Raw genomic sequence first — 25,160 nt, forward strand, 5'->3', positions numbered from 1 at the left:
GGTCGGGCGCGCCCGCGGCGCTCAGAGCTCGGTGTTCTGGGGGATGTTCCAGCCCATGGTGACCTCGCCGCCCGCGCTGCCGTCGTCCTGCTGGGGCGTGTAGCCGAATTCCACCTCGGGGGCCTGGAAGGCGTACTCGATGAGCAGGCGCTCCTGCTCGTCGTCCCTGTCGACGCCCTTGATGTCCGCCTTGGTGACCAGCACGTTGGTCAGGGTGATGGTCATGAAGACCATCTTGTCGCCGTCGGAGAGCCGGGAGCAGGACAGTTCCACCGTTCCCAGGCTGGTGCCGTTGGCGCACTTCTTGAACGCGGTCGGCGCGGAGGCCTCCACGTAGGAAACCACGTGCAGGTCGGTGAAGCTGGCCCGGCCGGGGGTGCCGCCGCCGCCGGAATCCAGGGAGCCGGGCTGGCTGATTCCCCAGGTGAACGACTTGATGTCGAGCCAGGCAGCGTGTTGGGACTCCTGGGACTCGCCCTGGACGCCCTCGATCTTCAGGTGCATCGACGTGCTCATCGCTAACTCTCCTTTATCGGACCAAAGAATCTTTCGGTTGCGGTATTCAGGCTTCGCTGCCCTTCACCGACGGCAGTTTCGAGACCAGCCGCAGGGACACGGTCAACCCTTCGAGCTGGTAGTGGGGACGCAGGAAGAACTTGGCCGCGTAGTAGCCCGGGTTGTCCGGCTGCTCCTCGACGCGCACCTCGGCGGCGGCCAGGGGCTTCCTGGCCTTGGTCAGTTGCGAGGAATTGAGCGGATCGCCGTCCACATAGGTCATGATCCATTTGTTGAGCCAGCGCTCGATGTCGCCGCGCTCCTGGAAGGAACCGATCTTGTCGCGCACGATGCACTTGAGGTAATGCGCGAAGCGGCAGCAGGCGAACAGATAGGGCAGGCGCGCCGACAGCCGGGCGTTGGTGGTGGCGTCGGCATCCATGTATTCGGCGGGTTTCTGCAGCGACTGGGCGCCGATGAAAGCGGCGACGTTGGTGTTCTTGCGGTGGACCAGCGGCATGAAACCGTTCTTGGCCAGTTCCGCCTCGCGGCGGTCGCTGATGGCGATCTCGGTGGGACATTTCATGTCCACCCCGCCGTCGTCGGTGGGAAAACTGTGGTACGGCAGGTTTTCCACCGCCCCGCCGCTTTCCACGCCGCGGATCGAGGTACACCAGCCGTAGAGCTTGAACGAGCGGTTGATGTTCACGCCCATCGCGTAGGCCGAGTTGGCCCAGGCGTAGCGGTCGTGGTTGGTGCTGTCGGTGTCTTCCTCGAAATCGAACGCGTCCACCGGGTTGGTGCGACTGCCGTAGGGCGTGCGGGCCAGGAAGCGCGGCATGGTCAGCGCCAGGTAGCGCGAGTCCTCCGACTCGCGCAGGGCGCGCCAGGCGGCGTATTCGCTGTTCTGGAAGATCTTGCTCAGGTCGCGCGGGTTGGCCAGTTCCTGCCAGGTTTCCATCTGCATGACCGATGGCGCTGCCGCGGTGATCACCGGGCAGTGCGCGGCGGCGGCGATGCGTGCCAGCTCGCTCAGGGTTTCCACGTCCGGCGGGCTGTGGTCGAAATGGAAATCGCCGATCAGGCAGCCGTAGGGCTCGCCGCCGAACTGGCCGTATTCCTCTTCGTAGATCTTCTTGAACAGCGGGCTCTGGTCCCAGCCCACGCCTTTGTGCCGCTTGAGATTGCGCGCCAGCTCCTTCTTGGAGATCGGCAGCACGCGGATCTTCAGCATCTCGTCGGTTTCGGTGTTGTTGACCAGGTGATGCAGGCCGCGCCAACTGCCTTCCAGTTGCTGGAAGTCGGCGTGGTGCAGGATCAGGTTCACCTGTTCGGTCAGCTTGCGGTCGATTTCCGCGATGATGGACTGGATGCTGTTGTAGGCGTCGCCGGACAGGCCGACGCTCTGCTCCAGCGCCTGCCGGGCCAGCGTGCGCACGGCGTCCTCCACCACGCTGCGCGCCTGTTCCGTCTTGGGCCGGAACTCCTTCTGCAACAGCGCGGCGAATTCGCTTTCGTCGTATTCGGCAAGCTGCGCGCCCGGTACGAGGGCGCCATCGATCTGTTTCATCGTCCCTTACTCCTCAGGATTCCTGCGCCTGCTCGTCGCGGACCGGCTGGTCCGCCTCGCGCGGCACCCTCGGGTTGGTGGCCAGGGTTTCCAGCAGGGCCGGGTCCTGCAGTACCTGGGCGATCAGTTCCTCGGCGCCGGTCTTGCCGTCCATGTAGGACATCAGGTTGGCCAACTGGGTACGCGCCTCCAGCAGCTTGCGCAGCGGCTCGATCTTGTGCGCCACCTGGGCCGGGGAAAAGTCGTCCAGTTGCTCGAAGGTCAGGTCGACCAGCAACTGGCCATCGCCGGTCAGGGTGTTGGGCACGCCGAAGGCCACGCGCGGCTTGAGCGACTCCATGCGGTCGTCGAAGTTGTCGATGTCGATTTCCACGAACTTGCGCTCGGCCAGTTCCGGCAGGGGCTCGACCTGCTTGCCGGTCAGGTCCGCCATGACGCCCATCACGAAGGGAAGCTGCACCTTGCGGTCCGAGCCGTAGATTTCGACGTCGTACTCGATCTGCACGCGCGGCGAGCGATTGCGTCCGACGAACTTCTGACCGCTGTCTTTCTGGGGCGAGTTTTTGCGGATATCAGCCATGATCCTGGGCTCCTGATTGGAACGACGGGTGGTCGGCACCTGTGGTGTCGTGGGTGGAAAGGGCCGCGGCGCGCATCACGAAGGTGCCTTGCCGATCAGCAGATCGATCTGCGCCAGGCTGGCCGGAGCCAGGTCGCGCAGGATGTCGTAGAAACCGAGCTGCATGAGCCGCTGCGCGCGGCGCAGCAGAATCGGCGCCGGATGGCTGGGCTCGTGGCGCTCCAGGTAGACGCAGATCTTTTCCAGCAAGAGATTCACATCGGCGCGGCTGTCCAGCTCCGCCGTGCGCCAGTCGACGGCGGCCGGCGCGAACGCGGCCGGGGATGCGCTCCCCGCTGCCTCGTCGCCGGCGGACGGGCTTTCGGCGGCGGCCGCCGGCGACGTGCCGCGGGAGGCCTCCAGCAGGCGCAGCAGAAGTTTTTCCAGCTCGGCGCTGTCGGGCAGCCAGCCCTCGCCGAGGCTGGCGCGCAGCCGCTCGGCGATAGCGCCCAGGGCCTGCAGGATCTCGGGCACGGCTCGCAGCTCCGGGTCGGCCATCTCCCAGGCACGGGCCAGTTCGGCCTGCGCGCGCTCGCGCCCGCCGGGATAATCGAGCTGCTCCGGGGCGTTGCCTTCGAGCAGCAGGCCGACCTCGCGCAGCGTCAGCCCTCCCACGGCGGCCAGCGGCGCGGCGCGCAGCGCGCGCAGGCAGAGCTGCGGGTCGAACAGGCCGGACAGCGCGTTGTGGCGCGGCAAGGGGTCCGTCTCGCCGTCCTCCTCGAGCAGCGGATGCAGTCCGTCCCAGTGGCCGTCGAGCAGCGCGGCGACCAGGCGCATGCCGTCGGCGTAGCCGGCCAGCCCGCGCAATTCGGTCCAGGCGCGGCTCAGCAGGACGGCGATGCGCAGGTCCTTGCTGGTCGCCAACAGGCGTTCGGCCTGCTGCGCCACCGCCCGCCAGTCCGGCTCTTCGGCCGGGATGATGGTGCGGCCATACTGCTGCTCGGCCCTGGGCTGGACGGCCTGCATCAACTGCAGGAACTCCGCCGCGTATTCGAGATTGTCGCCGCACGGCCGCTCGTCGCTCACCGGGGCCAGCAGGGGAAGCAGATGTTCCGGGCATGACGTGGACATGGCGCGCCTCATTCGAAACGATGGCTGATGACGAGGTCCTGCTTGCCGCCGGCCTCCGGATCGACCACCAGCCGGGTGCGGAATGGCGGCAGTTCGCCGTTGCGGACCTCGATCCGGTAGACGCCCGGCGGCAGCGACAGCGTCTTCAGCGGCGGGCTCACGCCGCGCCGGCGGCCGCCGACATAAACCTCGCCCCAGGGCAGGATGCGCAGTTGCACCTGAACGGGGCTGACCTTGGGCTTGGCGACTTTCTTCTCTTCTTTCTTCAGCGCGGCTGCCGCTTCCCGGGGCTTGTCCGCCACCGCCAGGCCCGGTGCCTGCGCAACCGCATCGGCGGCGCCCTCGCCGGGTCCGCCGTCCCTGGCCGGGGGCGTCCCGGCCGGGGATGCTTCGACCGGGGCTGTCGCGGCCACGGGCGGCTCGGCCGGCGGCGCTTCGCGCTCGGCGAACGGCGTCCGCGCCCATTCCTCGGCGGCCCTCTCCCTCTCCTCGGCGGCCCCGGCCTCGGCGACCTCATCCTGCCGCGTCGGGAGTCGGCGATGGGGCTCCGCGGCGGGCTCCCCTTCCCCGGCCGGTGCGGCGGCGACGGCGGGCTGCGGCTGCGCGTTCGGCTCCGGCTGCGTCTCGCCGTCCGGGCGCAGCAGGGCGAAGGCGATGCCGCCGATCGCCAGCAAGCCCACGCCCAAGACCGGCAGGCGCGGCGAAAACCCGCCGCGCGGCGCCCGTTCCGCCGGCGGCGGCTCGGCCGGCGCGCTCGGCGCGGGCTCCTGCGCCATTGGCGGCGGCGTCGCGGGCGCCGGCGGCTGGATCTCCGCTCCGCCCGGAGGCGGCGGCGGGACGGCCGGCAGGGGGGAATCGGGCAGGCGGTACTGCCCCGGCGAGACCGCCTGCAGGCCCAGCAGCGCGGCGAACGCGGCCACGTTCTGGGGGCGATCCTTGATGCTCAGTTGCAGGGCGCCATCGACCGCTTGCAGCAGGGCCTGGCCGTAGCCGAGGGCGCGGCCGGCCAGCGGCAGGTAGTTGTCCTGGATGCTGCGCACCACGGCGGCCGGCGGCAGCTCGCCGCTGACCAGCACGTGGATCACCGCGCCGAGGGCGTAGATATCGGTCCAGGGCCCCTGGCGCAGCGAAGGGTCGTCGGTGTACTGCTCGATGGGCGCGTAGCCGGGCTTGAGCATGATGGTGCTGTCGTCCATCAGGTCGCCGATCAGCTTGCGCGCCGCGCCGAAGTCCAGCAGCACCGGCCGCCCGTCGGGCTGGATCAGGATATTGTCCAGGGCGATGTCGCGATGGAAGCACTGCGCCCGGTGCAGGGTTTCCAGCGCGCCCAGCAGCTCCGCCAGCAGCCGCAGGATCTCGCCCTCGGCCAGCGCCCGGCCGCCGGCCAGGCGCTGTTCCAGGGTCTGGCCCTCGTAGAAGGGCGTGGCCATGTAGGCGGTGCCGTGCTCTTCCCAGAAGCGCAGGACCTTGATCAGGCAGGGATGGTCGAACTGCGCCAGCAGCCGCGCCTCGTTGATGAAACCGGCCTGCCCCGCCTGGAAGGTGGCGGAGTAGCGCTCGCCGCGCAGCGACACGGTCAGGTCGCTGCCGCGCACCGCCAGCATGGCCGGCATGTATTCCTTGACGGCCACCACCCGCTGCAGGGCGTGGTCGAAGGCGCGGTAGACGATGCCGAAGCCGCCGATGCCGAGCACGCCGGTGATCTCCAGCTCGCCCATGCGGTGGCCCGCCGGCAGCGGCTGGGCGGCGACCATCTGCGCGGGATTCGTGTGCAGCGAATGGGTCATCACGATACGTCCCCCCGTTGAGGACCGAACAGGCGGGCGAACAGCGCATCGTCCGGTTCGCCGTTGTGGGTGTGGGTCTGCAGGGGCGCGCCGTCGCCCTGGTGGGTCCACCAGAAACCGGTCGCGCCGCGGGCGTCGAAGGACAGCGACAGTTCCGGCCAGGCCAGGCCCTGGTCGCCGGCTCCGGGCTCCAGCACGGCGAGGATGTCGCCGGCACCGCCACGCGGCGGCCGCCCCCGCCAGTCGCCCGGCACGGCGGCCAGCCGGTCGCTCAGTTGCTCGACCGAAAGTCCCTGGCGCACGGCGCCGAGAATGGCCTCGCCGACCTGGCGGTAGAACGGCGCCGCCCCTTCCAGCAGGGCGTTGTCGAACTCCGCCGGCGGTACGCCGAGGATCGCCGCCAGCGGGTAGTGGCGACCGACCCGGTCGTGGCTCGGCGCGAGGCAGCCCAGTTGCACGGCGTCGCAGCCCAGTCCGGCCGGCAGCAGGAAATTCCAGGCCGGCGCCACGGCGTAGTGTTGCGACAGCATCTGCGCGCCCTGTTGGCGCAGGGCGTTCAGGCCACTCTGCATCCAGCGCTCCCAGGCGCGCAGCAGCGGATAAGGCAACTGGCGCATCACGAAGTCGCCGGCCGCCGGGATCTTGCCGTACCAGCCCACGGCGGTTTCAGCCTGGAAGATGGGGGCCACCATGCTCATGAGCGCCTCGGACAGGAGAAGGATTCCAGTTGCGCCAGCCGGAAAGGGTTGCGCACGCCGCCGGCGGTCACCTGAAACACCGCCTTGGCGCCACCGATGTCGAAGGTGGCGATCATCTGCTCCGGCGCCCCGCCGGGCGCCAGGGCGGCCCGGTCGAACAGCCGGTGCAGCGCCCAGGGTCCTTCGCTGAGCAGGACCTTGCTGGTACCGTCCGGCCCGCTGGCCTCCAGCCGCACCCGGTTGCCGCCGCCCGGACCGGGCCACTGGACCTGGACCGGTACCTGCGGCCCGTGGGCGTAGCGCAGGGTCTGGCCATCGATATCGAAGAGGATCTGCGCGATGCCGGCGTCCATGCGCAGCGGCTTGAGTTCGATGCGGATCGACGGGGTGCGCCCGCCGCCGGCGAAATACACGTCGCGGATCACCGCCGCGCGCTCGAAGGATTGCAGGTAGGCGGCCCGGCCGCCGGCCTCGCCCTTGAAGCGCCAGGGCCGCACCGAGGTATCCACCAGGCCGGCGAGGTTTTTCTGGAAGAACTCGTCCATCAGCCCGGCCGGCGCGAAGAGCTGCGCGAAATCGTTCGGGCTGATGTCGCGCGCCGAGCCGTGCGCCAGCGGATAGCGGCCGTCGACCGCCTGCCGGCAGAAGTCGCCGACGTTCGCCGCGACGTTCTGGCCGAGCTGCCGGTGCACCACGCGGCTGACGTTGCCGTCGGATACCCGGGCGAGTTCGTTGAGCATGTTGCGAAACGGCAGCGGCAACCGGCCGGCGTCCGCGCGGACCTTGTTCAGCACCCCGTCACCGGGCGGCGTCTGGCCGTCGCGCAGGGCCGTGTCGGTGGCGATCAGATGGATGTACAGCTCGTTCAGGGTGTCGCGCACGCTCTGGATCGGCGCCGGCTCGCCCTTCTCGCCGGGCCGGGTGAAGTGACGCAGCGCGGCGAAGCGCTCGTCCACCACCCGTTCGGGACGCTCGGTGGCGGACGGGCGTGGGTCCGCGCTCGATTCGGGCCGGCCGAACAGGCTTTCCAGCGCCTCGCGCGCGGCGCCGACCCGGTCCCTGGCCTGCTCGGCCGCCGGACGCCGGTCGTCTTCGCCCGCGCGCAGCAGGGTGGTCTCCTGCGCTGCGGCACTCATCAGTTTCACCAGCGGCGAGTCGGCCGCCGACAGGGCGCGGGCGATCTGGATGTTCTGCGCCAGGTCGGCGCCGCTGCGCAGGCGCAGGTCGGCCAGGTAGCCTTCCCATTCGCGGATGTAGTCGTCGAAATACAGCCGCTTGACCTCGCGGACCCACTTGGCCAGGGTCTGCGGATCGATGCGTTCCAGCTCCGGCAGGCCCAGCACCCAGCTCTCCTCGCGGGAACGGGCGACGAGGTCGTCTTCGATGCGCGGGGCGAACACTTCCCAGTAACCGCGATAGGTGAAGAGTCCCGGCACGCCGCCGTTGCCCAGGCTGGCGCCGCTGACCCGCAGGAACACCAGGGTGGCCTGCGGGCCGACGACTTCGGCCACGTTGAAATCCGTCAGGCGTTCGTCGTGGCGCAGCGCGCGCTTCAGGCTGCCGTAGCTGCGCTCGCCGAAGCCATGCCCGAGCAGGCGACCGCGGACCTGGGCGACCAGCGCGTCGTCGCGGGCATAGGGCGAGCTGACCGCGCGACCGCCCAGCAGCCGCGCCAGATGCTGGCGCAGCGCCTCCCGCCGGTCGTTGGCGAGCCGCCCGTCCAGGCCGCGCTCGATGTCGAACGACAGCCAGGCCTGCAGGTAATCGGCGTCGTAATGCTGCGCCTCGTACAGCATCAGGTAGGCCTTCAGCGCGCCGTAGGCGTACTCCACATCGTCGGGCCGCGCCTGGCGCAGGCCGTCCTCCAGGCGGCGCGCCAGGTGCGGCAGCAGCACGTCCTCCAGCGCGCGGGCATAGGCGCCGTCGGCCGCGGCGCGCAGCTTGTCGCCCTGGAACAGGCCGAAACGGTGATCCAGCGGCGGGTCGTCGACGTCGAAGCGGCTGCTGGCGTGCAGCGAAGCCAGTTGGTCGAGCACCGGCATCAGGGCGCCGACCGGCGCCCGGTCGTCCACCTTGATCCCGGCGATCCGCTCCGCCACCGCCGGCACCCTGGCCAGCACCTCCTCGACATGGCGCAGGTTGTGGCGATAGCTGTTGAACCAGGCCAGTCCCAGCGCCAGCACGCCGACGCCCACCAGCGCGTGGCCGGCGCGACGCAGCCAGGCCTGGCGGCGCTGCCAGCGCTCGTTGCGCCCGGCCAGGGCGGCTTCCTGGAAGATCACTTCCTGCATCAGCCGGCGCAGGAAGAAACTCCGCCCCGGCTCGCCGACCTGTGGCAGATGCGCGCCGCCGCCGAGCTGCAGCAGGCGCTTGATGCCGCCCATCACCCGGTCGAACACCGTGCCTTCCTGGGTGCCGCTGGTGAAATACACGCCGCGCGGCAGCGCATTGGCCTCGAAGCGGGACTCGACGAACACCTGCTCCAGGAAGCGCTCCAGCACCGCCTGCAGCCCGGCGAACTCCTGGGGCAGCAGGTAGGCCAGCTCGCGCTGGAGAGGGTCCTGCTCGCCCTGCAGGCGCTCGGGCAGACCGGCGTACAGGCGCTCCAGCAGCAGCCGGTACTCGTCGGCGAAGGCCCGCCGCAGGTCGAAGTCCGGCGCGCGCACCGCCTCCAGCGGGAAGGTCATGCCCCAGACCTGACTGCGCTCCTCGCGGCCGAAGCGGGCGAAATATTCGGTGAACCCGGACAGCAGGTCGATCTTGGTCACCAGCACATAGACCGGGAACTGGATGCCCAGTTGGGCGCGCAGCTCCTGCAGCCGCTGGCGCAGTCGGACGGCGTGCTGCGTGCGCTCCTGTTCGTCGCTGCTGAGCAGGTCGGCGGTGCTGACGGTGAGCATCACGCCGTTGATCGGCTGGCGCGCGCGGTACTTCTTCAACAGCTCGACGAAGCCCAGCCATTCCTTCTGGTCCTGCTCGCGATGGCTTTCCTGCAGGGTGTAGCGACCGGCGGTGTCGATCAACACCGCCTCGTTGGTGAACCACCAGTCGCAATTGCGGGTGCCGCCGACGCCACGGATCGCGGCCTTGCCGAACTGGTCGGCGAGCGGGAAATCCAGCCCGGAGTTGACCAGGGCCGTGGTCTTGCCCGATCCCGGCGCGCCGATGAACAGGTACCAGGGCAGTTGATACAGGTATTGCCGCGAGATGCGCTCCAGCCAGCGCCCCCAGCCGCTGCCGCCCTGCGCGGCGAAGCGGGCGCCCTTGAGCCGTTCCGCGGCCTCGCCGAAGCGGCTGCGCAATTCCTCCAGGTGCGGATCGGCCGTCGTCGCGGCGCCCTCCGCCGGCTCGCGCACCCGGTTGAGCAGTTGCGCGTTCAGGTTCGCCGAGCGCCAGGTGCGATACAGCACGCGCATCAGCCAGGCCATCAGCATCGCCGCGATCAGTCCCAGGCGTAGCCGGTCGCTCTGCAGCGGCCGGTAGCCGTCGATGGCGATCAGCGGCCCGACCAGCCAGATCAGCGCGACGAGCGCCGCCAGCCCCAGCAGGACCCACAACTGCCGGCCGAGGATCAGGCCGAGCGCGCGCGCCAGGAAGTCCAGCAGGCGATTCATGGCCGTGCCTCCGTTCCGGGGGGCACCAGCAGGGTGATTTCCACCCGCCGGTTGCGTGCGCGATTGGCCGGGCTGTCGTTGGGCGCCACCGGGTCGGCGGCGCCCCGCCCTTCGGCGCGCACCCGTCCGGGGTCGGAGAGACGCGCCTGCAACTGCGCCTTGACGGTATCGGCGCGGGCCTGGGACAGCTCCCAGTTGGAGGCGTAGCGCAGGCCGCGGATCGGCACGTTGTCCGTGTAGCCCATCACCAGCACGCTGCCGCGGGTGGTGTTCAGGGCGTCGCCGATGCGCGCCAGCAGGGGCTGGAAGCGCTCGATCACCTGCGCCGCGCCGGAATCGAACAGGCCGTCGCCGCGCAGCACGACCAGGCTGCGGTCGACCTCGTCGCTCACCCGCACCAGGCCGTCGCGGATCTCCGCCTCCAGCAGTTTCGCCAGGCGCGGCTCGGGGGCCGCGGGCGTCGGCGCGACGGCGAGCACGCGCGGCAGGCGCAACTGGTCGATGGCGGCGAAGGCCGCGTCCGAACGGCCGGCCAGCAGCCACTGGAAGGTGGCGAACAGGCCCAGGCACAGCAGGGCGGCGAGCGCGGCGCCGACCCAGACCGGCAGGCTGCGGCGCACCCTGGGCGGCGCCGCGACCGGATCGTGCCAGTGCGGTGAAAGCGCGGCCGGATATTCGCCGCGGACCTTGCGGATCAACTGCAGCAGGCGCTGCTTGAGCGCTTCGAGCTGCGAGCGGCCCTGGTCCAGCACCCGGTAGCGGCCCTCGAAGCCGAGCATCAAGCAGAAATACTGCAGCTCCAGCAGATCGATGTGCTCCTGCGGGGCCTGGGACAGCCGCGCCAGCAACTGGAAGAACTTCTCGCCGCCCCAGGTCTCGTTGTGGAAGCTGACCAGCAGGCTGTGCGCCGACCAGACCCCACCGCCGCCCCAGGGGGTCAGGGTGGCGGCCTCGTCCAGGGTGGTGCACAGGCAGTAGCGCGCGCCCATCACGGTCTCCGCCGGCACGCCGGCGGCGCGCGCGCGCACCTCGAACTGGCGGATTTCGTCGAGCAGTCGCTCACGCAGTTGCGGCGGGTCGGGATGCTGCGGGGTGCCGCCGATCTGCGGCACCAGATTGAGCAGCGGATTGGCCGCGGCCACCAGCGGGTTGCCGCCGCTGACGATGGGCTGCGCCGGGGTGGCGGACTGCTCCTGGCCGTCGTCGCCCCGCTCCGGCGCCGGGCTGGCCGAAGGCTTCAGAGGATCGAAGAAGGTATCGGCGTGCAGGTTCATTCGCGTATCGCCCAGAATTCCATCTTCAAACCGGGAAACTCGCCGGCCACGTGCAGCGCCAGGCTTCCCGACTTCTCCAGTTGCTTCCAGAATTCGCTGCCCTTCTCCAGCTCGAAATAGCTGTGGCCGGCGTGGTAAGGCAGTTGCCGCGGCGCCACCGGCAACAGGCGCACACCGATGCCCGGCAGTTGCAGCGAAACCAGGTCGCGGATGCGCTCCACCGCGCCCAGCTTGAGCTGCGCCGGAAAGCGCGCGCGCAGGGTTTCGGCGGGCACGTCGGCATGTACCGCCAGCACGAAGCCGGCCTCGCGGATCAGTTCCAGCGACGGGATCTGCGCCACGCACACGCCGCTGCCGCGCTCCTGCAGGGCAATCGCGATGGCGTGCTGCTCCAGCACGCTGGACAGGGCGCGGCGCAGCTCCGCCATCAGCGGCGCGAAGCTGTCCCGCAGCGCGTCGTGGCGGTACTCGGGAAACACCTGGGGGCGGCGCCGCTCGTGGGTGTGGGTCGCCAGTTCGCTGGCCAGTTCGAGCCACTCGTCGAACAGTCGCGAGGGATGCACGCAGGCCGCCTGGCGCGCGCGCCAGGTCACGGCCGTGTAGCGGTTGACCAGCGCCAGCAGCAGGAAGTCGCCCACTTCGGCCACGCCGCCGCGTCCCGGCTGGGCGAGGCGTTCGGCCAGCGCCTCGCCGCGCTGCCGCAGCAGGCCGTGCAGTTCGTCCAGGCAGCCGCGCAGCACCGGGTGGCGCGTGGCCGAGAGCAGCGGCGGGATGTACTCCTCGTCCAGCAGCACCTGGCCGTCGTTGCGCCGCTCCAGCACGCGGACCAGGCCGAGCGACTGCCAGTCGCCGTTCAGGGCCGCTTCCGTCATCAGGCGCAGATCGAGCCGTCCCACCTGCAGGAGCGCGGGACCGAACGGCTCGCTGTTGGCATCCGGGACCTCGAAATCCGTCACCCGGTAGCGGCTCCAGGCCGGCTCGCCGTCCCGGCTCCAGCCCGTCTCGCTGGCCCCGGCGCGCCACAGCGGCAGCGCCAGCACCAGGGTCTGGTTCTTGAGGTCGGCGGGAATCTCCAGCGCCGCCGGCGCATCGTCGCCGCCGAAGGCGAAGGGCGTGCCGTCCGGCATCGTTCCGCTCCCGCCGAGCAGGGCGACCTTGCCCAGCGCCAGCGCCTGGCGATCGACTTCCAGTTGCTGCCAGCCCCAGTGGAATCCCTGCGTGGGCAGGCAACGCGCCTGCACGTAATGCTCGAGATAACGCTCCAACTGCTGGAAATGCTGGGGCCGGAGAAACATGCCCTCGCTCCACACCACACGTTGGCGCAATACAGCGGGAATCGTGGAAATCGGACTATGGAATTTCATTGTTTATGTGCAACCGGCAAGAAATCGACACCATCGTTATTGATATCCACGGACAGGCTCAATCGATCCGGCGAACTTCGCCAGAAAAACCAGGAGTTCGACTGTCGGGGCAATGGCAAGCCGATCAGGCGTCGCCAGCGCTTGGCATCCAACTCCCGGTATTCGGCCAGGATGCCGATATTCCGCGCATCCGGACTGCCGGCTCCCGTCACATATCTCACCTCTCCGGGATACAGGGTCACCTGCTCCACGCCTATCAACTCCCGGCCCAGGACAAGTTCCGGCTTATCCTGCAGACTGAAGAAGTCGCTCGATTCGAAGGCACCGCCCGAACGCAACTCGAACACTCTCACCACAATCGGCGACGGTCGCCCGAGAATATCGGGATTGATATTTCCGCCGGCATTCAGCTTCAGTTGATAGGGTATCGCCGGGGCCAGCGGAGGCGGCGTCGAGCCGCACCCGGACAGCAGGCCGGAAACCAGCAGGAGCGCCGGAACGGGCGCTCCGATCGGCAGGAATCCGAACTTTCCCGTGACGGATGGCAAAACGAAATCACGCAACACAAGCAACATTCAAGTTTCCATCGAATTGTAAGCGCGTGAATAAAGCAATCCCTGATCGATATTCGAGCCTAAGCGCGCTTCGTGACATTTTTAATACCGAACAAACATTCCTGGCCTATTTACGCAAAGCCACACGCACCATCATGAAATCTTCATCCGGAGGGGATGAAAATTTAATACCCAATTCGACAGGCAGCAGTGGACGCCAAGATAATGCCTTCAGAAATCGATGGAACTTTTATTAGTTCCAACCTGTCCCTTGCGGATTTCCACTCTACTTCGGGCCGTGGCCAATGAAAGCGAAGCCGATCCCTTATATATTGCTCGTGCAAACTTTATGGACGCTCGGCGCTTGCCAGAGCCAGAAGGTGGAAACTCCCGCGATAGTCGCTCCCGTGATTTCCCCGGCCCAGCAGGCGGCCCGGACGGCCGTCGACGAAGGCAGCCGGCAGTACGAGGCCGGCAACTTCAAAGAGACGATCGAGTTGTTGAGCAGCACCAAGGAAATCGCCCAGGCCGACCCGGAAACCCAGGCCGAGGCCCACAAGTTGCTGGCGTTCAGCTATTGCCTCAACGGCAAGAAGGCGTATTGCCACGACGAATTCTCGAAGCTCCTCGCCATCGACCCCGCCTTCCAGCTTTCCGAAGCGGAGAGACATCACCCGCTCTGGGGACCGATTTTCGAGTCGGCGCGCAAGCTGCGCGACTCCAAGTGATCCCGGTGTGTGGCACGCATATGCACAGGAGCCCCGCATGCGATTGACCGTACTCGAATACGGTGGAGAGGCGCCCAGCCCGCCACTGAGCATGTTGTTCAGCGCCCCCGGCGGCACCATCGGGCGAGGCGCCGACAACCATCTGGTACTGCCCGACGACACACGACAGATCTCCAGGCTGCAGGCCGTGCTGCAGGTGGGCGAGGCCGGCGCGCAACTGAAAAACCTCAGCCCCGTCTGCCCGATCGAAATCAACGAAAAACCGCTGGCGCAGCAGGAGGAACATCCCCTGTGCGCCGGCGACATCGTGCGTATCGGCGCCTACCTGCTGCGCGCGGAAACGGCCGCCCCCGCACAGCCAGCGCTCGCTCCGCCGCCGGCCGAGCCGATGGCGGCGTTCGCCGAGGCCGAGACGGCGCTGTCCCCGCCCGGCGCGGATTCGCCCCCGGGCGCGCCCATGAGCGAAACGCCGGCGCCGCGGGAACCGGCCGGCGATACCTCGGCAGCCCCGTCGCCGCCCGAGCGCGCGGCGCTCGCCGAGGAGGCGCCGGCCAGCGGGATGGACGCCGCGCCGGCAGGCCGCGCCGATGGCGAGGCGGCGCCTGCCGGCCAGCCCGAGGCCCAGCCCGAGCGCGACGAGGTGCCCGCCAGCGCAGCCGTCCCGGAAGCCTTCTGGGAAAACCTGATCGCGGAGTTCGCCCGGCATCCCGCGCCCGAAAGCCTGAGCCCCGCCGACGAAATCCAGGCCCCCCTGGCTTCCGGGCAGGCCGAAACGACGGTTGCGACCGAAGATACGCTGGCCGCCCTGAACAGGATTCCCGTCGATCCCCTGGCGCTGTTCGATGCCACTCCCGGCGAGGACCCGGACGCGCTTTTCGACGACAGTCCCAGCGCCCTGGCCGGGCCGCCCGCCATCCCGCTCGATATCCGCCCGACAGGGCCCGTCGTCGCGCCGCAGGCGAATCGCGTGGCGGAACTGAACGGCCACTTCCAGGCGCCCCGCGTCGGGCCACGCCGGGAAGGGCCGCCGGCGACCGGCGCCGGCCCGTCGGCGCGGCCGGACGATCCGCCGGGCGGCGCTCCGACGGGCGGCGACCCGGCCGCGCACGGCAAGGCGAAAACCACGAAAGACGCCGCCGGCGCCTTCCGCGAGGGCGCCGGTCTCGAAGCCAGCTATGCCCTGGGCGACGAACAATTGCACTGCGCCGGGCGCCTGCTCGCCAGCCTGCTCGGCGGCACCATGGCCCTGCTCTCCAGCCGCACCATCATCAAGCGCGAGGTCAAGGCCGACCTGACCCTGATCCTTGAGCGGGAAAACAACCCGCTCAAGCTGCTGCCCGACGCAAACACGGTGCTGAAACAGATGTTCGGCCCGCCGTTTCCGGGCTTCATGGCGCCGGAGCAGGCCGTGGACGACGCCTTCCACGACCTGCAGGCGCACCAGATCGGCATGCTGGCCGGCATGCGCGCGGCCCTGCGGCAGTTATTGCACAAGGTCAGCCCCGCCCTCGTCGAGCAGCAACTGGGCGCCCCCGACTGGCGCGAGCGGCTGCTGCCGGGCGGCCGCGACAGCCGGGCCTGGGCGCACTACCGCAACCTGCACCAGGCCATGCTGACGGCGCTGGAGGAAGACTTCCATACGGTGTTCGGCCAGGCTTTCCTCGCCGCCTACGACGCGGAGGTCGAACTCTATCGCCAGCAATGCCGCCGAACCGCCTGCCACAGGAATGCCTGATGCTCAAACTGGCCAGCGCGCACTGCTCGCATCCGGGCAAGCGCGACATCAACGAAGACGCGATCGGCATGCGCATCCGCAGCGAGGATGCCTGTTTCATACTCAGCGACGGGGTGGGCGGGGAAAGCGGCGGCTACCATGCCGCCAGGCTGGCCATCCATGCCGCGCTGAAACGGTTCGAGACGCACGGCTCCGCCGGGCTGGAGCAACTGGCGCTCGGCAGCATGGCGGCGGCCCATGCCGCGATCCTCGCCGAACAGTCGCGCAGCCCGGAACACTCGCGCATGGCCGCCACCATGATCGGCCTGTTCATCGACCGCCGCCGGGGACTGGCGCAATGGATACACGCCGGCGACAGCCGGCTGTATCTGTTCCGCCGCGGCGTACTGGTGCAGCGCACGCGCGATCACAGCCTGACGGCGCAACTGGCGGCGGCCGGCCTGCCGCACGAGAACGTCAATCCCAACCTGCTCGTCCACAGCCTCGGACGGGGCGACATGGAGTCGCTGCATCCGGCCGCGCCCTGGTCGCTGGAGGATGGCGACGCCTACCTGCTCTGCAGCGACGGCTTCTGGAACGCCTTGAGCGACCGCGAACTGGAAGTCCAGTTGCAACTGGCCGCGAGCGTGGAGGACTGGATCGCGCTGCTTTCGCACAAGGTCGGCTGCCGCGGCATGCAGGACAACTATTCGGCGATCGCCATCTGGGTCGGGGACCCACAGTCGATCACCCTGGCCGCCGTACGCCAGTGAAGGCGCCCCGGCATCGGACCGGAAGTCCCGGGCAAAGAAAAGATCGCGAACAGGGTCTAAAACCAGTAGGGAGACCGACACTTCACCCCCGCGGCAACCGTCCGCGAAGGAGGCCGTCATGCCGAGGAAAATCGCTTCGCCGCTTTCCGGTTTCGCCCTGGCGCTCGTCGCCACGGCGGCGCTGGCGCACCATGGCTGGAGTTCCTACGAGGCCAGCCAGACGCTGGTCATCGAGGCGCCCTTGAAGCAGGTGCAGTACCGCAATCCCCACGCCGAAGCCAGGATCGACTACCAGGGCCGGGAGTGGAACGTGGTGCTGGCTCCCGTCTCGCGCCTGGAGGCCCGCGGCCTGTCGGAGGACGACCTGAGCGAGGGCAAGGTGGTGAAGCTGGTCGGCTATCCGCGCAAGGACGGCACGCCGGAGATCCGCGCCGAGCGGATCACCCTGGACGGACGCACCGTGGAACTGCGCTGAGACACCGATGCAGGACTCCGCCTCTCCCCTGTTCTGGGCCGCGCGGCTGGAGCAGTCGCCGCTCGGCGAACTGATGCGCGGCTCGGCCTGGCTCTATCCGGGCGTCAACCTGCTGCATCTGCTCGGCCTGGTACTCCTGCTCGGCGCGATGACGCTGCTCGACCTGCGCCTGCTCGGCCTAGCCCGCGGGCTGCCCCTGCCGCCGCTTTCCCGCTACCTGACGGGCCTTGCCGTCGGCGGACTGCTGCTGCAGGCCGTCAGCGGTTTCTGCCTGTTCGCGGCCGACGCCACGGCCCTGCTCGGCAACGGGCTGATGCGGATCAAGCTGCTGCTGATCCTGGCGGGACTCGGCAATGCCTGGCTGTTCCGCCGGCGCCACGGCGGCGCCCTGGCGTCGTGGGACGAACGGGCGCCACTGTCCGGCCGCCTGCAGGCGGCCGCATCACTGTCGATCTGGCTGGCGGTGATGACCGCCGGACGTTTGCTGGCCTATGTCTGAAGCGACCGCCGCAGAACGGTCGCCCCGGCCCTCCGCCGGGACGCGGGTCCGGGGCGCATCGGGACAGGCGCCGCTCCGGCGGACGCGCGGACACGTTCCAGACGCAGCGCGGCCGGAGCCACGCCCAGGGCGGAGAGCGGTATAGCACCGCCCCCGAGCGGATCGCCGGCAGCAGGATGGGCGGCACGGCTACATTGCCGTCGTGCCGGCTGCACCTCATGACGGAAGGCTGGATTCGAGCGACCGCGGTTCCGCCAGGGGATGCCGATCCGGCTTCTCAATCGCCACCACCTGGCCGTTCTCCATACGGATCACCCGGTCGGCGAGGTGGAAGTAGCGGTCGTCATGGGAAATCACCAGCACGGCCTTGCCCATGGCCTTCAGTTCGGGAAGCAGCTCGCAGTAGAACACCTCCTTGAACAGCGGGTCCTGGTCGGCCGCCCACTCGTCGAAGACCAGGAAGGGACGGTCCTCGAGGTAGGCTACGACCAGCGCCAGGCGCTTGCGCTGGCCCTGCGAGAGCGCGCGCGTGGTGAAGGCGCCGTCGCGTACCTGCACCTTGTGCTGCAGATGGAGCTTGGCGAGCAGGACGTTGCCCCGGGCATCCAGGTCGGCCGAGGGCACGTCCAGCAGGCGGTCGAACAGGTGAAAGTCCGAGAAGATGGCCGAAAAGAGCTGGCGATAACCGTCGAGGCCCGCCTCCTCCACCGCTTCGCCGTCGATTCGGATCGCCCCCTCCTCCGGCCGGTAAAGGCCCACCAGCAGCTTGGCCAGAGTGGTCTTGCCGCTGCCGTTGCCGCCCACCAGGAAACTGATCTGCCCGGGGGAGAAATCCAGGTCGACCGGCCCCAGGGTGAACACTTCGTCGGCTGCCTCGTGGTAGTAACGATGGCTCACGCCCTCCAGGCTCAGGCTCGCGAAGGCGGCCGGCGACCGCGTCGGCGCCTCGGCCCCGCCCGGCTGCAGCTCCCGGGTGATCTCGTCGATGCGCTGCGCCGAAACCTTCGCCAGGTTGGCCCGCGGCAGGACGAGCAGCAGGTTCTCCAGCGGCGACACCATGAAGACGAAGACCAGCGCGAAACCGGTCATGATCCGCTCCCGTTCGGGCACCTCCCCCACCAGCACGAACAGCACCAGGCCGATGAAGGCATAGATCAGGAAGTTGCCCCATGCCGACGAGGCGAGGAAGATCGACGAACCGCGCGTACGCTCGCGGCGCACCTCCTCGATCGACGCGCCCAGCACATCCCTGGCAAAGCGCTCCCGCTTGGAGGCGTGCAGGCGCAGCTCCTTGGCCCCGTCCACCAGCGCCCGGAAATGGCCGAACAGGCGGTCCTGCTCGCGGGAAGCGGCATCGAGATGACGGATCGCCCACAGGTGCGCCAGGTGATAGCCCAGCGAGCCCAGGCCGATGACCACGGCGGCCACGAAGAATATCGACCAGGACAGCCAGGCCATGTAGACCAGGCAGCCGACGACGACGATGGCATTGACCAGGATGGCCGGAAAGCCGACGAAGAAGTCGGCCACCCTGGCGCAGTGCTCGGACAGGGCCGACAGCACCCGCGGCCCGCCGATCTCCTCCAGCCGGCGGAAATCGGTGGCCATTACCCGCGCGGAAACAAAGCGCCGCAGTTCGGCGTGCGCATACTGGCCAAGGCGCTCGAACAATACCGAGGAAAGCATGCGACTGACCATCGCCAGCAACGCGATGACGGCGAACCCCCAGGCCAGGGCCGTGCGCTCCGCCGGGTCGCTCGCGACCAGCGCGGCGTTGATCCGGGTGAGCAGTAGCACGCTGCACACCCCGGCGGCGACGCTCGCCAGGGTGGCGGCGGTCAGCAGGCGGCGGGACTGTCTGATCAGGTGGGCAAGCACGGATGGACACCTCGGTCGGGGCACGTGGAAAGGCTCTATCCGATCAAGACGAATCCCCCGCCGATCCGTTTAGGGAAATATCCCCGCTCGTTCGGTCACGCCGCTGGCCCCTCCACCTTCACCGTGTCGACGCCAATCGCGTCAGGCATCGGAACGCTACCGCTGCCGGGACGCTGCCTTGCGAGCCGATCGGGCGATACCGGCAGGCAGGAATGCACCTAAATCGGGTTCCGCGCCATTCGTCAATCGACCATGAAAGGCACGGAAGCGAAGCCCATCGACTCCGCAGTGCATACGAAATCAGGAACCGAAGTTTTTCGGATGAAACACGACCGCAAAACAAGGCAAGCCTGGAAAGGGTTGCTTAAATATTGACTCGAACCATTAGAAGACTCGACCAGCCTTTTATGAAAACAGATCGACTGAGACTCATAAATCCGGATGGCAGCCTGTCACGTATCATACAGCTACGCGAGGTCGCGCAACTCCTGAACTGCAAGGAGGCAGCCGTCCGCTATTTATTGTACAAAGGTCGCCTCCCACGGCCGGCAGCGGTCATAGGCAAGACGATGCTGTGGCCACGCGACCAGATCGAAGCGCTCGCGGCCGAATGGACGGCAACCAAACCCGAAAGAGATACCGGCGGAACGCTCAAGGACTTCCCGGCCAGAACAAGCGCCAAGGCTGACAGGGTTCGCATTCCCAAAATAGCCTGCCGTAGCAGGCATGCAGTTTAAATATGAGAGACGACGGTCATTGAATCTTTTTATTCCGGGAAAAGTATTCGGCATCCAACATAACCAGAAGCGCTCTTGCGGATCATCGGACCGAACCGGATGCCCGGCGAGCGCCAATTCCGCCCCGCTATCGGTCGGGTTCGATACGGCCTTGAACGAAGCCAATCCCCGTGGGGACGCGAACCTCCGCTCCTGCATGCCGCCGGCCATCGCGGCTCATCGACATTCTTCGATATCCGAACTGACTGCAGCTTTCTCGAGCCGCAGTCAGTCCGGGGGGAAGGCTAGTTCCTGGACAACGAATGCTTGCCGCCCTGGTCACAGCAGGCCGCTACTATCAATATCAGTGCGGCAACGACCATGATGATCACCACGCCTTCGGTAGAATGGCCGGGCGAAGTGGAAACCAGCGACAATGCCCATAAGGGTATCAGGCCTGCCGAGAGTGCGGTGCCGACCTCCCGTCCGCTGCCCACACCGGAAGAACGCGTGACGGTCGGGAACTGGCGGCTGAGAAACGACCCCTGCGGAGCGAACATCAAGGGCGCCAGCAGGCCGGTACCGACACCCAGGGCGATATAGATCCAGGAGTTGACGCCTGTATCGAGCAGGCTCATGAAGGGATAAGCGAAGATGGCCGACAGAAGACCACCGGCGATCAATACCGACTTGCTGCTCCATTTGTCACAAAGGTGCCCGAAGAGTGGCACCGCGAATATCGCGATCGAACTGGCGATGGTCACCGACAACGAGGTGATATTGGCGGACACGCCCTTGTATTGAGTCAGATAGGCCAACGAGAAAGCCTTGAAAATATAACTCAGGGCGTTGTAGCCGATAGCCACGAAGAAAACCACCAGCAAGCCTTTCAGATCGTTCCTGAAAATTTCCAGCAAAGGTAATTTGGGCAGAGGCTCATGTTCCCTGACCTCCTGATAATCGGGCGTCTCGGGAATGCTGTTGCGTACCCAGAGGCCAACCCCGACCAGTACGATGCTGAAAATGAAGGGAATCCGCCAACCGCCCGCCAAAAGGAATTCGTCACCCGGAAGGGTTAGCAGGTATACGGTCAACGAAGAAAGCAGCAGCCCCAGATTCAGTCCCAGTGCGGGCCAGGCCCCTTGGCTGCCGCGCTTGTCTTCCGAAGCATGCTCATAGGACGTGACTGCCGCTGCCGCAAGTTCGGCTCCCGCGCCCAATCCCTGGATTATGCGAATGACGACGAGCAATACGGGAGCCCAGATCCCCCAGGTGGCATAGTCGGGAATCAGCCCGATCAGCGTCGTGCAAATGCCCATCAGGCAGAAAGTCACCACCAGCATGCGTTTGCGACCGAACTTGTCGCCCAGGTGACCGAATAGAATGCCCCCGAAAGGCCGGGCGATGAAGCCGATGGCAAAGGTCGAGAATGCCAGCAGAGTGGCGTTCTGAGGATTGCCGGGATCGAAGAAGATTTTCGCGAAGACAATGCTCGCCATCGTCGCGTAGAGATAAAAATCGTACCACTCCAGCATGGAGCCGACTATGGTCGCAGCCGCAACCTTCCTGAGTCGAGCTTTCTGTTCGGATGGAGACTCCGCAACTTGTTGAGCAGCATTTATTATTGTACTCATGACCCGCACCATATTATTTGTTGTCAGGAAACAAGGAGTCCGGACGGAACGATCGAGTCCGTCCTTTCAAATTCGACTGGCAATGATCAACTCGTGACGACTTTATCCATAACGTCTCCCAGACAATGATAATTGAATGAATTCGTTGGACCTGAAGCTAGCTCTTCTTGAGCAAACGCTCGGCGATCATGGCTCCGATCGGAATGGCCGAGGTGGCGGCCGGAGACGGGGCATTGCAGACATGCAACATCCGTGGCGACTCGACAAATAGGAAGTCATGCACCAGGGTTCCGTCGCGCATCACGGCCTGAGCCCGGATACCAGCCTCGCAAGGTTGTAAATCCTTCAGAACGAGCGACGGACAATATTTTTGGCACTGTTTCAGATAGCCTTGCTTGCACAAGGAGTTTTTCATTTCAACCAAGCCGGAGCGCAAATTCCCCGCGATGCTTTTCCAGAAGCCTGGAAAGCGGCCGTACTCCAGGATGTCCCTCAGGTCGGTGGAAAACTTCCGATAGTCTTCCCGGGCGAAACCGAGTACGGCGTTGGGCCCCACCGTCACGCCACCATCGATCATTCGGGTCAGATGAATACCCAGGAAAGGCAACTCGGGGTCCGGAATCGGGTATATCAGGTGCTTGACGATATCGTTCTTGATTTCCGGCAAGCGAAAGTATTCGCCGCGGAAGGGTACGATCTGGTGTTCGATCTTCAGACCCGCAAGCCTGGCCAGACGGTCGGACTGCAACCCGCCACAAACGACCAGCTTCCTGGCGCTCCAGGACTCATCTTCGGTGGCCACCGTCACTCGGTCATCGTTTTCAACGATGGAACGGACCTGCTTGCCCAGCAAGACTTCGCCACCGGCCTTGGCGATTACCCCGGCCATCGCCATACAAACCTTGCGATAATCGACAATCCCGGTGCTTTCTAAAAACAACCCGCCCAGACCCACTATAGGGCACCTCTAAAAACCAGCCCGGCCGCTGGGTAAGATCATCCGCCTGTTGATCACCCGGAGCCTACTGATGTTCAGTCTTTTTGCCGACCAGGAGCGTGAAGCCAAGCTGGACAGCTTGGGCGACCCACTGGCCCTACTGAACAAGCATGTGGACTTTGCATCCTTGGCCGCCGAGATCGACCACTGGGCTCCCAGGCCCAGTAGGGCCAAGGGCGGCCGGCCGCCTTATCCAACGGAGCAGATGACGCGACTGCTGGTACTCCAGCAACTGTTCAACCTGTCCGACGAGCAGATGGAGTTTCAACTGCTCGACCGTATGAGTTTCCAGCGTTTTGCCGGGTTGAAAAACTCCGGCCGAGTGCCGGACCGCAACACGATTTGGGTCTTTCGCGAGCGCCTGGTACAGGCCAACGTCGAGCATCGGATCTTTGCCGAGGTGCAGCGTCAGTTGCAGGCACACGGCTTCCGGGCTCGCGAAGGGCAGATCATCGATGCCAGCATCGTTCGCGCGCCCATCCAGCACAACACGGCCGATGAGCAGGCCGTGGTGAAGGAGCAGGCTGTGCCGGTCGAATGGTCGCCCGCCAAGCGCCGGCAAAAGGATGTCGAGGCGCGCTGGACGAAGAAGCACGGCAAGTCGTACTTCGGCTACAAGCTGTCGGTCAGCGTGGATCGCCGGCACAAGCTGATCCGCTGCGTGAAGGTGAGCGATGCCAGCGAGGCCGACACCCTGCATCTGGTGGATGTGCTCGACCGGGGCAACAGCAGCCGGGACTTCTGGGCGGATCGCGGGTATCACGACAGACCCCGGGAGCGCTGGCTCCAACTGATCGGCTGGAGGCCATCTATCCAGCGCAAGGGCCAGGCCGGCAAGCCGATCGGTGAACGGGACAAGGCACGAAACAAACGCATAGCCAGTCCCCGAGCCCGGGTCGAACATGTCTTTGCCAGCCTGGCCCAGATGGGCGGCAAGATGGTCCGAAGCATTGGCTTGGTCCGGGCGGAGTTCGGTTTGGTGGTCAAATCGGCGGTCTACAACCTCAAGCGGATGTCGAGACTACTGGAAATGGCCTGAGTCAGGTCGCTGGTTGCATACCGCGACCGGCAGCAGGAACTTCTGCGAGACATCAACCCGGTCAACGGATGCCAAGCGCTGGGTTCGTCACTGCTCGACCCAGCTCAGGTGGGTGTTTTTAGAGGTGCCCTATATTCGGTTCGCGCCGCTGTAACTCGGTCCCATCCAGGCGTTCGACTTTCAGGGCGTTTTGCTGGGATCGCTCATAAAGCGCCTCCATCCTCTGCATTTCGAGAGGAGTGGAAGCCACCAGCAACTTCCCACACTCCTCGAAAGCGATGCCATGCTCGGTGCAGAAGTCCTTGGTTGCCCGGGCTCCCTCCTTGCAAAGCCTGGCTTTCAAACTACCCGGTTGATAATAAATACCCGCATGAATCACACCGCTGTTATGCCCGGTCTGGTGTCTTGCCAGGCTGTTTTCCTTTTCCAGCAAGACCAGGGAGGCACCAGGGTCGATCTGCAAGAGCCGCATGGCGGTAGCCAGGCCAACTATGCCGCCACCGATCACGCAAAAGTCATGAACCATTTTATTTTTCCCAACTGAGAACACCCATGCCTATGTCCGGTTGTCAGACAAATATAGGAACAAGATCAAACGCCATATCGTTCTTCGTGGACACCTCGATAATCAGGTTGTCAGACAAATAAAACCGATAAACATTTCTCGCAAAAATTCAGTTCATCGGACTAAACGGATACGAACGAATCAATCCTGCGAGCGATGATAAACGCTATTGGGCAACACCATCCCCAAACGCCCGGCCGAAGCCTGCAAATGCCGCTCGGCACATTTCGCCGCCGTCTCCGGGTCACCCAGGGCGATCGCTGCAAACAATTCACGATGTTCGTTCTGGGCATCCATGGAGCCGCCGCGCAAAGCGGCGGAATTCTCCCAGGCGGTGCGCCTGGCCGCGGTGAGCTGGCTACCCAGGAAATCATGAAAAGCCAGGAAATATTCATTCCTGCAGGCCGCGGCTATGGCCCGGTGAAACTCCACGTCGGCCGCCGCGGAAAGATCGAAATCCGAAGCGTTGGCGGCCATCACTTCGAGCGCCTTTTCCATTCTCCGCAGATCGGCCGCATTGCGCCGGCTGGCCGCGATGCCGGCGGCCTGCGCCTCGATCCACAGGCGCATTTCGAAAAGCTGCGCCAAATCGAGCGTATGGCCGTTCTTGCTGGGGAGTCGGAATACCGTGCCCGCCGGGGTCTTGGAAATATAGGAACCAAATCCCCGGCGACTGATCAGTATCCCGTCCGCCTTGAGTTGAGAAACCGCCTCCCGAATCACCGATCGGCTGACATTCAACTGCTCGGCCAACTGATGTTCGGTGGGTAATCGCGACTCGGCGAGCAGACGTCCAGAGGCGATTTCCTCGCGTATGGAGTTCACTACCCGCTGGACCAGCGTATCGGGGCGTTCGAGTTCTAGCATGGAATTCAAAGATCAGGTTGTCTGACATTATTGATGCAGGTTCTTTTGACAGGAGTCAAGAAAAAATATGGATAACCCGTTCCTCGCACTGACCGCGACAGCCAGGGAAGGCGGGAAACGATGGAAATCGCCCTTGCAGCCGAGGCCACGGCGATGGGCAGGCCTCCCGCAGCCCGGATAACCTTCCCGGCATGGCCCATGGCCCGGACCAATGGTCCACGTCCGCGCA

19 protein-coding genes and 2 pseudogenes are annotated in these 25,160 nt (G+C 66.3%); 6 read left to right on the forward strand and 15 right to left on the reverse strand.

What is annotated here, in order from left to right; all coding sequences use genetic code 11:
• Positions 1–21 precede the first annotated feature (21 nt).
• The 10 genes from AVCA_RS12160 to tssJ all read right to left on the reverse strand — a co-directional run bounded on the left by AVCA_RS12160 (position 22) and on the right by tssJ (position 13,067).
• On the reverse strand, positions 22–516 hold the full coding sequence (locus AVCA_RS12160; RefSeq protein ID WP_236616137.1) for an Hcp family type VI secretion system effector: 495 nt from the start codon (positions 514–516) through the stop codon (positions 22–24).
• Between the two features lie 46 nt (positions 517–562).
• Positions 563–2,065 carry a type VI secretion system contractile sheath large subunit gene (tssC, locus tag AVCA_RS12165; protein ID WP_012701233.1) on the reverse strand — a complete coding sequence of 501 codons (1,503 nt, stop codon included), beginning with the start codon at positions 2,063–2,065 and terminating at the stop codon, positions 563–565.
• Between the two features lie 13 nt (positions 2,066–2,078).
• A complete protein-coding gene (gene tssB, locus AVCA_RS12170; RefSeq protein WP_012701234.1) occupies positions 2,079–2,645 on the reverse strand; it encodes a type VI secretion system contractile sheath small subunit in 567 nt (188 codons plus the stop codon).
• 75 nt (positions 2,646–2,720) lie between these two features.
• On the reverse strand, positions 2,721–3,755 hold the full coding sequence (gene tssA / locus AVCA_RS12175; protein ID WP_012701235.1) for a type VI secretion system protein TssA: 1,035 nt from the start codon (positions 3,753–3,755) through the stop codon (positions 2,721–2,723).
• Between the two features lie 8 nt (positions 3,756–3,763).
• On the reverse strand, positions 3,764–5,542 hold the full coding sequence (locus tag AVCA_RS12180) for a serine/threonine protein kinase (RefSeq protein ID WP_012701236.1): 1,779 nt from the start codon (positions 5,540–5,542) through the stop codon (positions 3,764–3,766).
• Entirely contained in the window at positions 5,542–6,240 is a 699-nt protein-coding gene (tagF, locus tag AVCA_RS12185) for a type VI secretion system-associated protein TagF (RefSeq protein WP_012701237.1), read from the reverse strand. Before tagF ends, AVCA_RS12180 begins: the two co-directional genes overlap by 1 nt.
• The gene (tssM, locus tag AVCA_RS12190; protein ID WP_012701238.1) at positions 6,237–9,854 is read right to left on the reverse strand and encodes a type VI secretion system membrane subunit TssM; all 3,618 of its coding nucleotides are present in this window, start codon (positions 9,852–9,854) and stop codon (positions 6,237–6,239) included. Before tssM ends, tagF begins: the two co-directional genes overlap by 4 nt.
• Positions 9,851–11,128: a DotU family type VI secretion system protein gene (locus tag AVCA_RS12195; RefSeq protein ID WP_236616138.1), complete on the reverse strand. Its 1,278-nt coding sequence runs from the start codon at positions 11,126–11,128 to the stop codon at positions 9,851–9,853. Before AVCA_RS12195 ends, tssM begins: the two co-directional genes overlap by 4 nt.
• Positions 11,125–12,423 (reverse strand): type VI secretion system baseplate subunit TssK, encoded by a 1,299-nt coding sequence (tssK, locus tag AVCA_RS12200; protein ID WP_236616139.1) that lies wholly within the window; start codon positions 12,421–12,423, stop codon positions 11,125–11,127. The genes AVCA_RS12195 and tssK overlap by 4 nt, the downstream gene beginning before the upstream one ends.
• A gap of 65 nt (positions 12,424–12,488) precedes the next feature.
• The gene (gene tssJ, locus AVCA_RS12205) at positions 12,489–13,067 is read right to left on the reverse strand and encodes a type VI secretion system lipoprotein TssJ (RefSeq protein ID WP_012701241.1); all 579 of its coding nucleotides are present in this window, start codon (positions 13,065–13,067) and stop codon (positions 12,489–12,491) included.
• 359 nt (positions 13,068–13,426) lie between these two features.
• Here tssJ and AVCA_RS12210 point away from each other — a divergent pair, with 359 nt between their 5' ends.
• The 5 genes from AVCA_RS12210 (at position 13,427) to AVCA_RS12230 (ending at position 17,235) form a co-directional block, all read left to right on the forward strand.
• On the forward strand, positions 13,427–13,774 hold the full coding sequence (locus AVCA_RS12210; protein WP_197471077.1) for a TssQ family T6SS-associated lipoprotein: 348 nt from the start codon (positions 13,427–13,429) through the stop codon (positions 13,772–13,774).
• A 37-nt stretch (positions 13,775–13,811) separates the two neighbouring features.
• Positions 13,812–15,509 (forward strand): type VI secretion system-associated FHA domain protein TagH, encoded by a 1,698-nt coding sequence (gene tagH / locus AVCA_RS12215; RefSeq protein WP_012701243.1) that lies wholly within the window; start codon positions 13,812–13,814, stop codon positions 15,507–15,509.
• Positions 15,509–16,261 (forward strand): PP2C family protein-serine/threonine phosphatase, encoded by a 753-nt coding sequence (locus AVCA_RS12220; RefSeq protein ID WP_041807209.1) that lies wholly within the window; start codon positions 15,509–15,511, stop codon positions 16,259–16,261. Before tagH ends, AVCA_RS12220 begins: the two co-directional genes overlap by 1 nt.
• A 118-nt stretch (positions 16,262–16,379) precedes the next feature.
• Positions 16,380–16,736, forward strand: a complete 357-nt coding sequence (locus AVCA_RS12225; RefSeq protein ID WP_012701245.1) for a DUF6152 family protein — start codon at positions 16,380–16,382, stop codon at positions 16,734–16,736.
• A gap of 7 nt (positions 16,737–16,743) precedes the next feature.
• On the forward strand, positions 16,744–17,235 hold the full coding sequence (locus AVCA_RS12230) for a hypothetical protein (RefSeq protein WP_012701246.1): 492 nt from the start codon (positions 16,744–16,746) through the stop codon (positions 17,233–17,235).
• Between the two features lie 216 nt (positions 17,236–17,451).
• On the opposite strand, the gene AVCA_RS12235 is transcribed toward AVCA_RS12230, so the two are convergent.
• The 3 genes and pseudogenes from AVCA_RS12235 to lhgO all read right to left on the reverse strand — a co-directional run.
• A complete protein-coding gene (locus AVCA_RS12235) occupies positions 17,452–19,113 on the reverse strand; it encodes a cyclic peptide export ABC transporter (RefSeq protein WP_012701247.1) in 1,662 nt (553 codons plus the stop codon).
• A gap of 1,021 nt (positions 19,114–20,134) precedes the next feature.
• The gene (locus tag AVCA_RS12240; protein WP_012701248.1) at positions 20,135–21,463 is read right to left on the reverse strand and encodes an MFS transporter; all 1,329 of its coding nucleotides are present in this window, start codon (positions 21,461–21,463) and stop codon (positions 20,135–20,137) included.
• Positions 21,464–21,620: 157 nt separating this feature from the next.
• Positions 21,621–22,421 (reverse strand): annotated as a pseudogene (gene lhgO / locus AVCA_RS12245) (L-2-hydroxyglutarate oxidase); the annotation flags it as partial.
• Positions 22,422–22,470: 49 nt separating this feature from the next.
• On the opposite strand from lhgO, the gene AVCA_RS12250 reads away from it, so the two are divergent.
• On the forward strand, positions 22,471–23,499 hold the full coding sequence (locus AVCA_RS12250) for an IS5 family transposase (protein WP_407919052.1): 1,029 nt from the start codon (positions 22,471–22,473) through the stop codon (positions 23,497–23,499).
• A gap of 130 nt (positions 23,500–23,629) precedes the next feature.
• Here the strand turns inward: AVCA_RS12250 and AVCA_RS12255 are convergent.
• Positions 23,630–24,025 (reverse strand): annotated as a pseudogene (locus AVCA_RS12255) (FAD-dependent oxidoreductase); the annotation flags it as partial.
• 180 nt (positions 24,026–24,205) lie between these two features.
• Positions 24,206–24,931 (reverse strand): FadR/GntR family transcriptional regulator, encoded by a 726-nt coding sequence (locus AVCA_RS12260; RefSeq protein WP_012701251.1) that lies wholly within the window; start codon positions 24,929–24,931, stop codon positions 24,206–24,208.
• Between the last annotated feature and the right edge of the window lie 229 nt (positions 24,932–25,160).

Source organism: Azotobacter vinelandii CA (assembly GCF_000380335.1).
Lineage (GTDB): Bacteria > Pseudomonadota > Gammaproteobacteria > Pseudomonadales > Pseudomonadaceae > Azotobacter > Azotobacter vinelandii.

Bases quoted from the DNA above. Each gene is read 5' to 3' on its own strand.
- AVCA_RS12160 (WP_236616137.1), bottom strand. From the start codon at position 516: ATGAGCACGTCGATGCACCTGAAGATCGAGGGCGTCCAGGGCGAGTCC.
- AVCA_RS12260 (WP_012701251.1), bottom strand. From the start codon at position 24,931: ATGCTAGAACTCGAACGCCCCGATACGCTGGTCCAGCGGGTAGTGAAC.
- AVCA_RS12230 (WP_012701246.1), top strand. From the start codon at position 16,744: ATGCAGGACTCCGCCTCTCCCCTGTTCTGGGCCGCGCGGCTGGAGCAG.
- tssJ (WP_012701241.1), bottom strand. From the start codon at position 13,067: ATGTTGCTTGTGTTGCGTGATTTCGTTTTGCCATCCGTCACGGGAAAG.
- AVCA_RS12240 (WP_012701248.1), bottom strand. From the start codon at position 21,463: ATGAGTACAATAATAAATGCTGCTCAACAAGTTGCGGAGTCTCCATCC.
- AVCA_RS12220 (WP_041807209.1), top strand. From the start codon at position 15,509: ATGCTCAAACTGGCCAGCGCGCACTGCTCGCATCCGGGCAAGCGCGAC.
- tssK (WP_236616139.1), bottom strand. From the start codon at position 12,423: ATGTTTCTCCGGCCCCAGCATTTCCAGCAGTTGGAGCGTTATCTCGAG.
- tssC (WP_012701233.1), bottom strand. From the start codon at position 2,065: ATGAAACAGATCGATGGCGCCCTCGTACCGGGCGCGCAGCTTGCCGAA.
- tagH (WP_012701243.1), top strand. From the start codon at position 13,812: ATGCGATTGACCGTACTCGAATACGGTGGAGAGGCGCCCAGCCCGCCA.
- tagF (WP_012701237.1), bottom strand. From the start codon at position 6,240: ATGAGCATGGTGGCCCCCATCTTCCAGGCTGAAACCGCCGTGGGCTGG.
- tssM (WP_012701238.1), bottom strand. From the start codon at position 9,854: ATGAATCGCCTGCTGGACTTCCTGGCGCGCGCGCTCGGCCTGATCCTC.
- AVCA_RS12195 (WP_236616138.1), bottom strand. From the start codon at position 11,128: ATGAACCTGCACGCCGATACCTTCTTCGATCCTCTGAAGCCTTCGGCC.
- AVCA_RS12225 (WP_012701245.1), top strand. From the start codon at position 16,380: ATGCCGAGGAAAATCGCTTCGCCGCTTTCCGGTTTCGCCCTGGCGCTC.
- AVCA_RS12180 (WP_012701236.1), bottom strand. From the start codon at position 5,542: ATGACCCATTCGCTGCACACGAATCCCGCGCAGATGGTCGCCGCCCAG.
- tssA (WP_012701235.1), bottom strand. From the start codon at position 3,755: ATGTCCACGTCATGCCCGGAACATCTGCTTCCCCTGCTGGCCCCGGTG.
- tssB (WP_012701234.1), bottom strand. From the start codon at position 2,645: ATGGCTGATATCCGCAAAAACTCGCCCCAGAAAGACAGCGGTCAGAAG.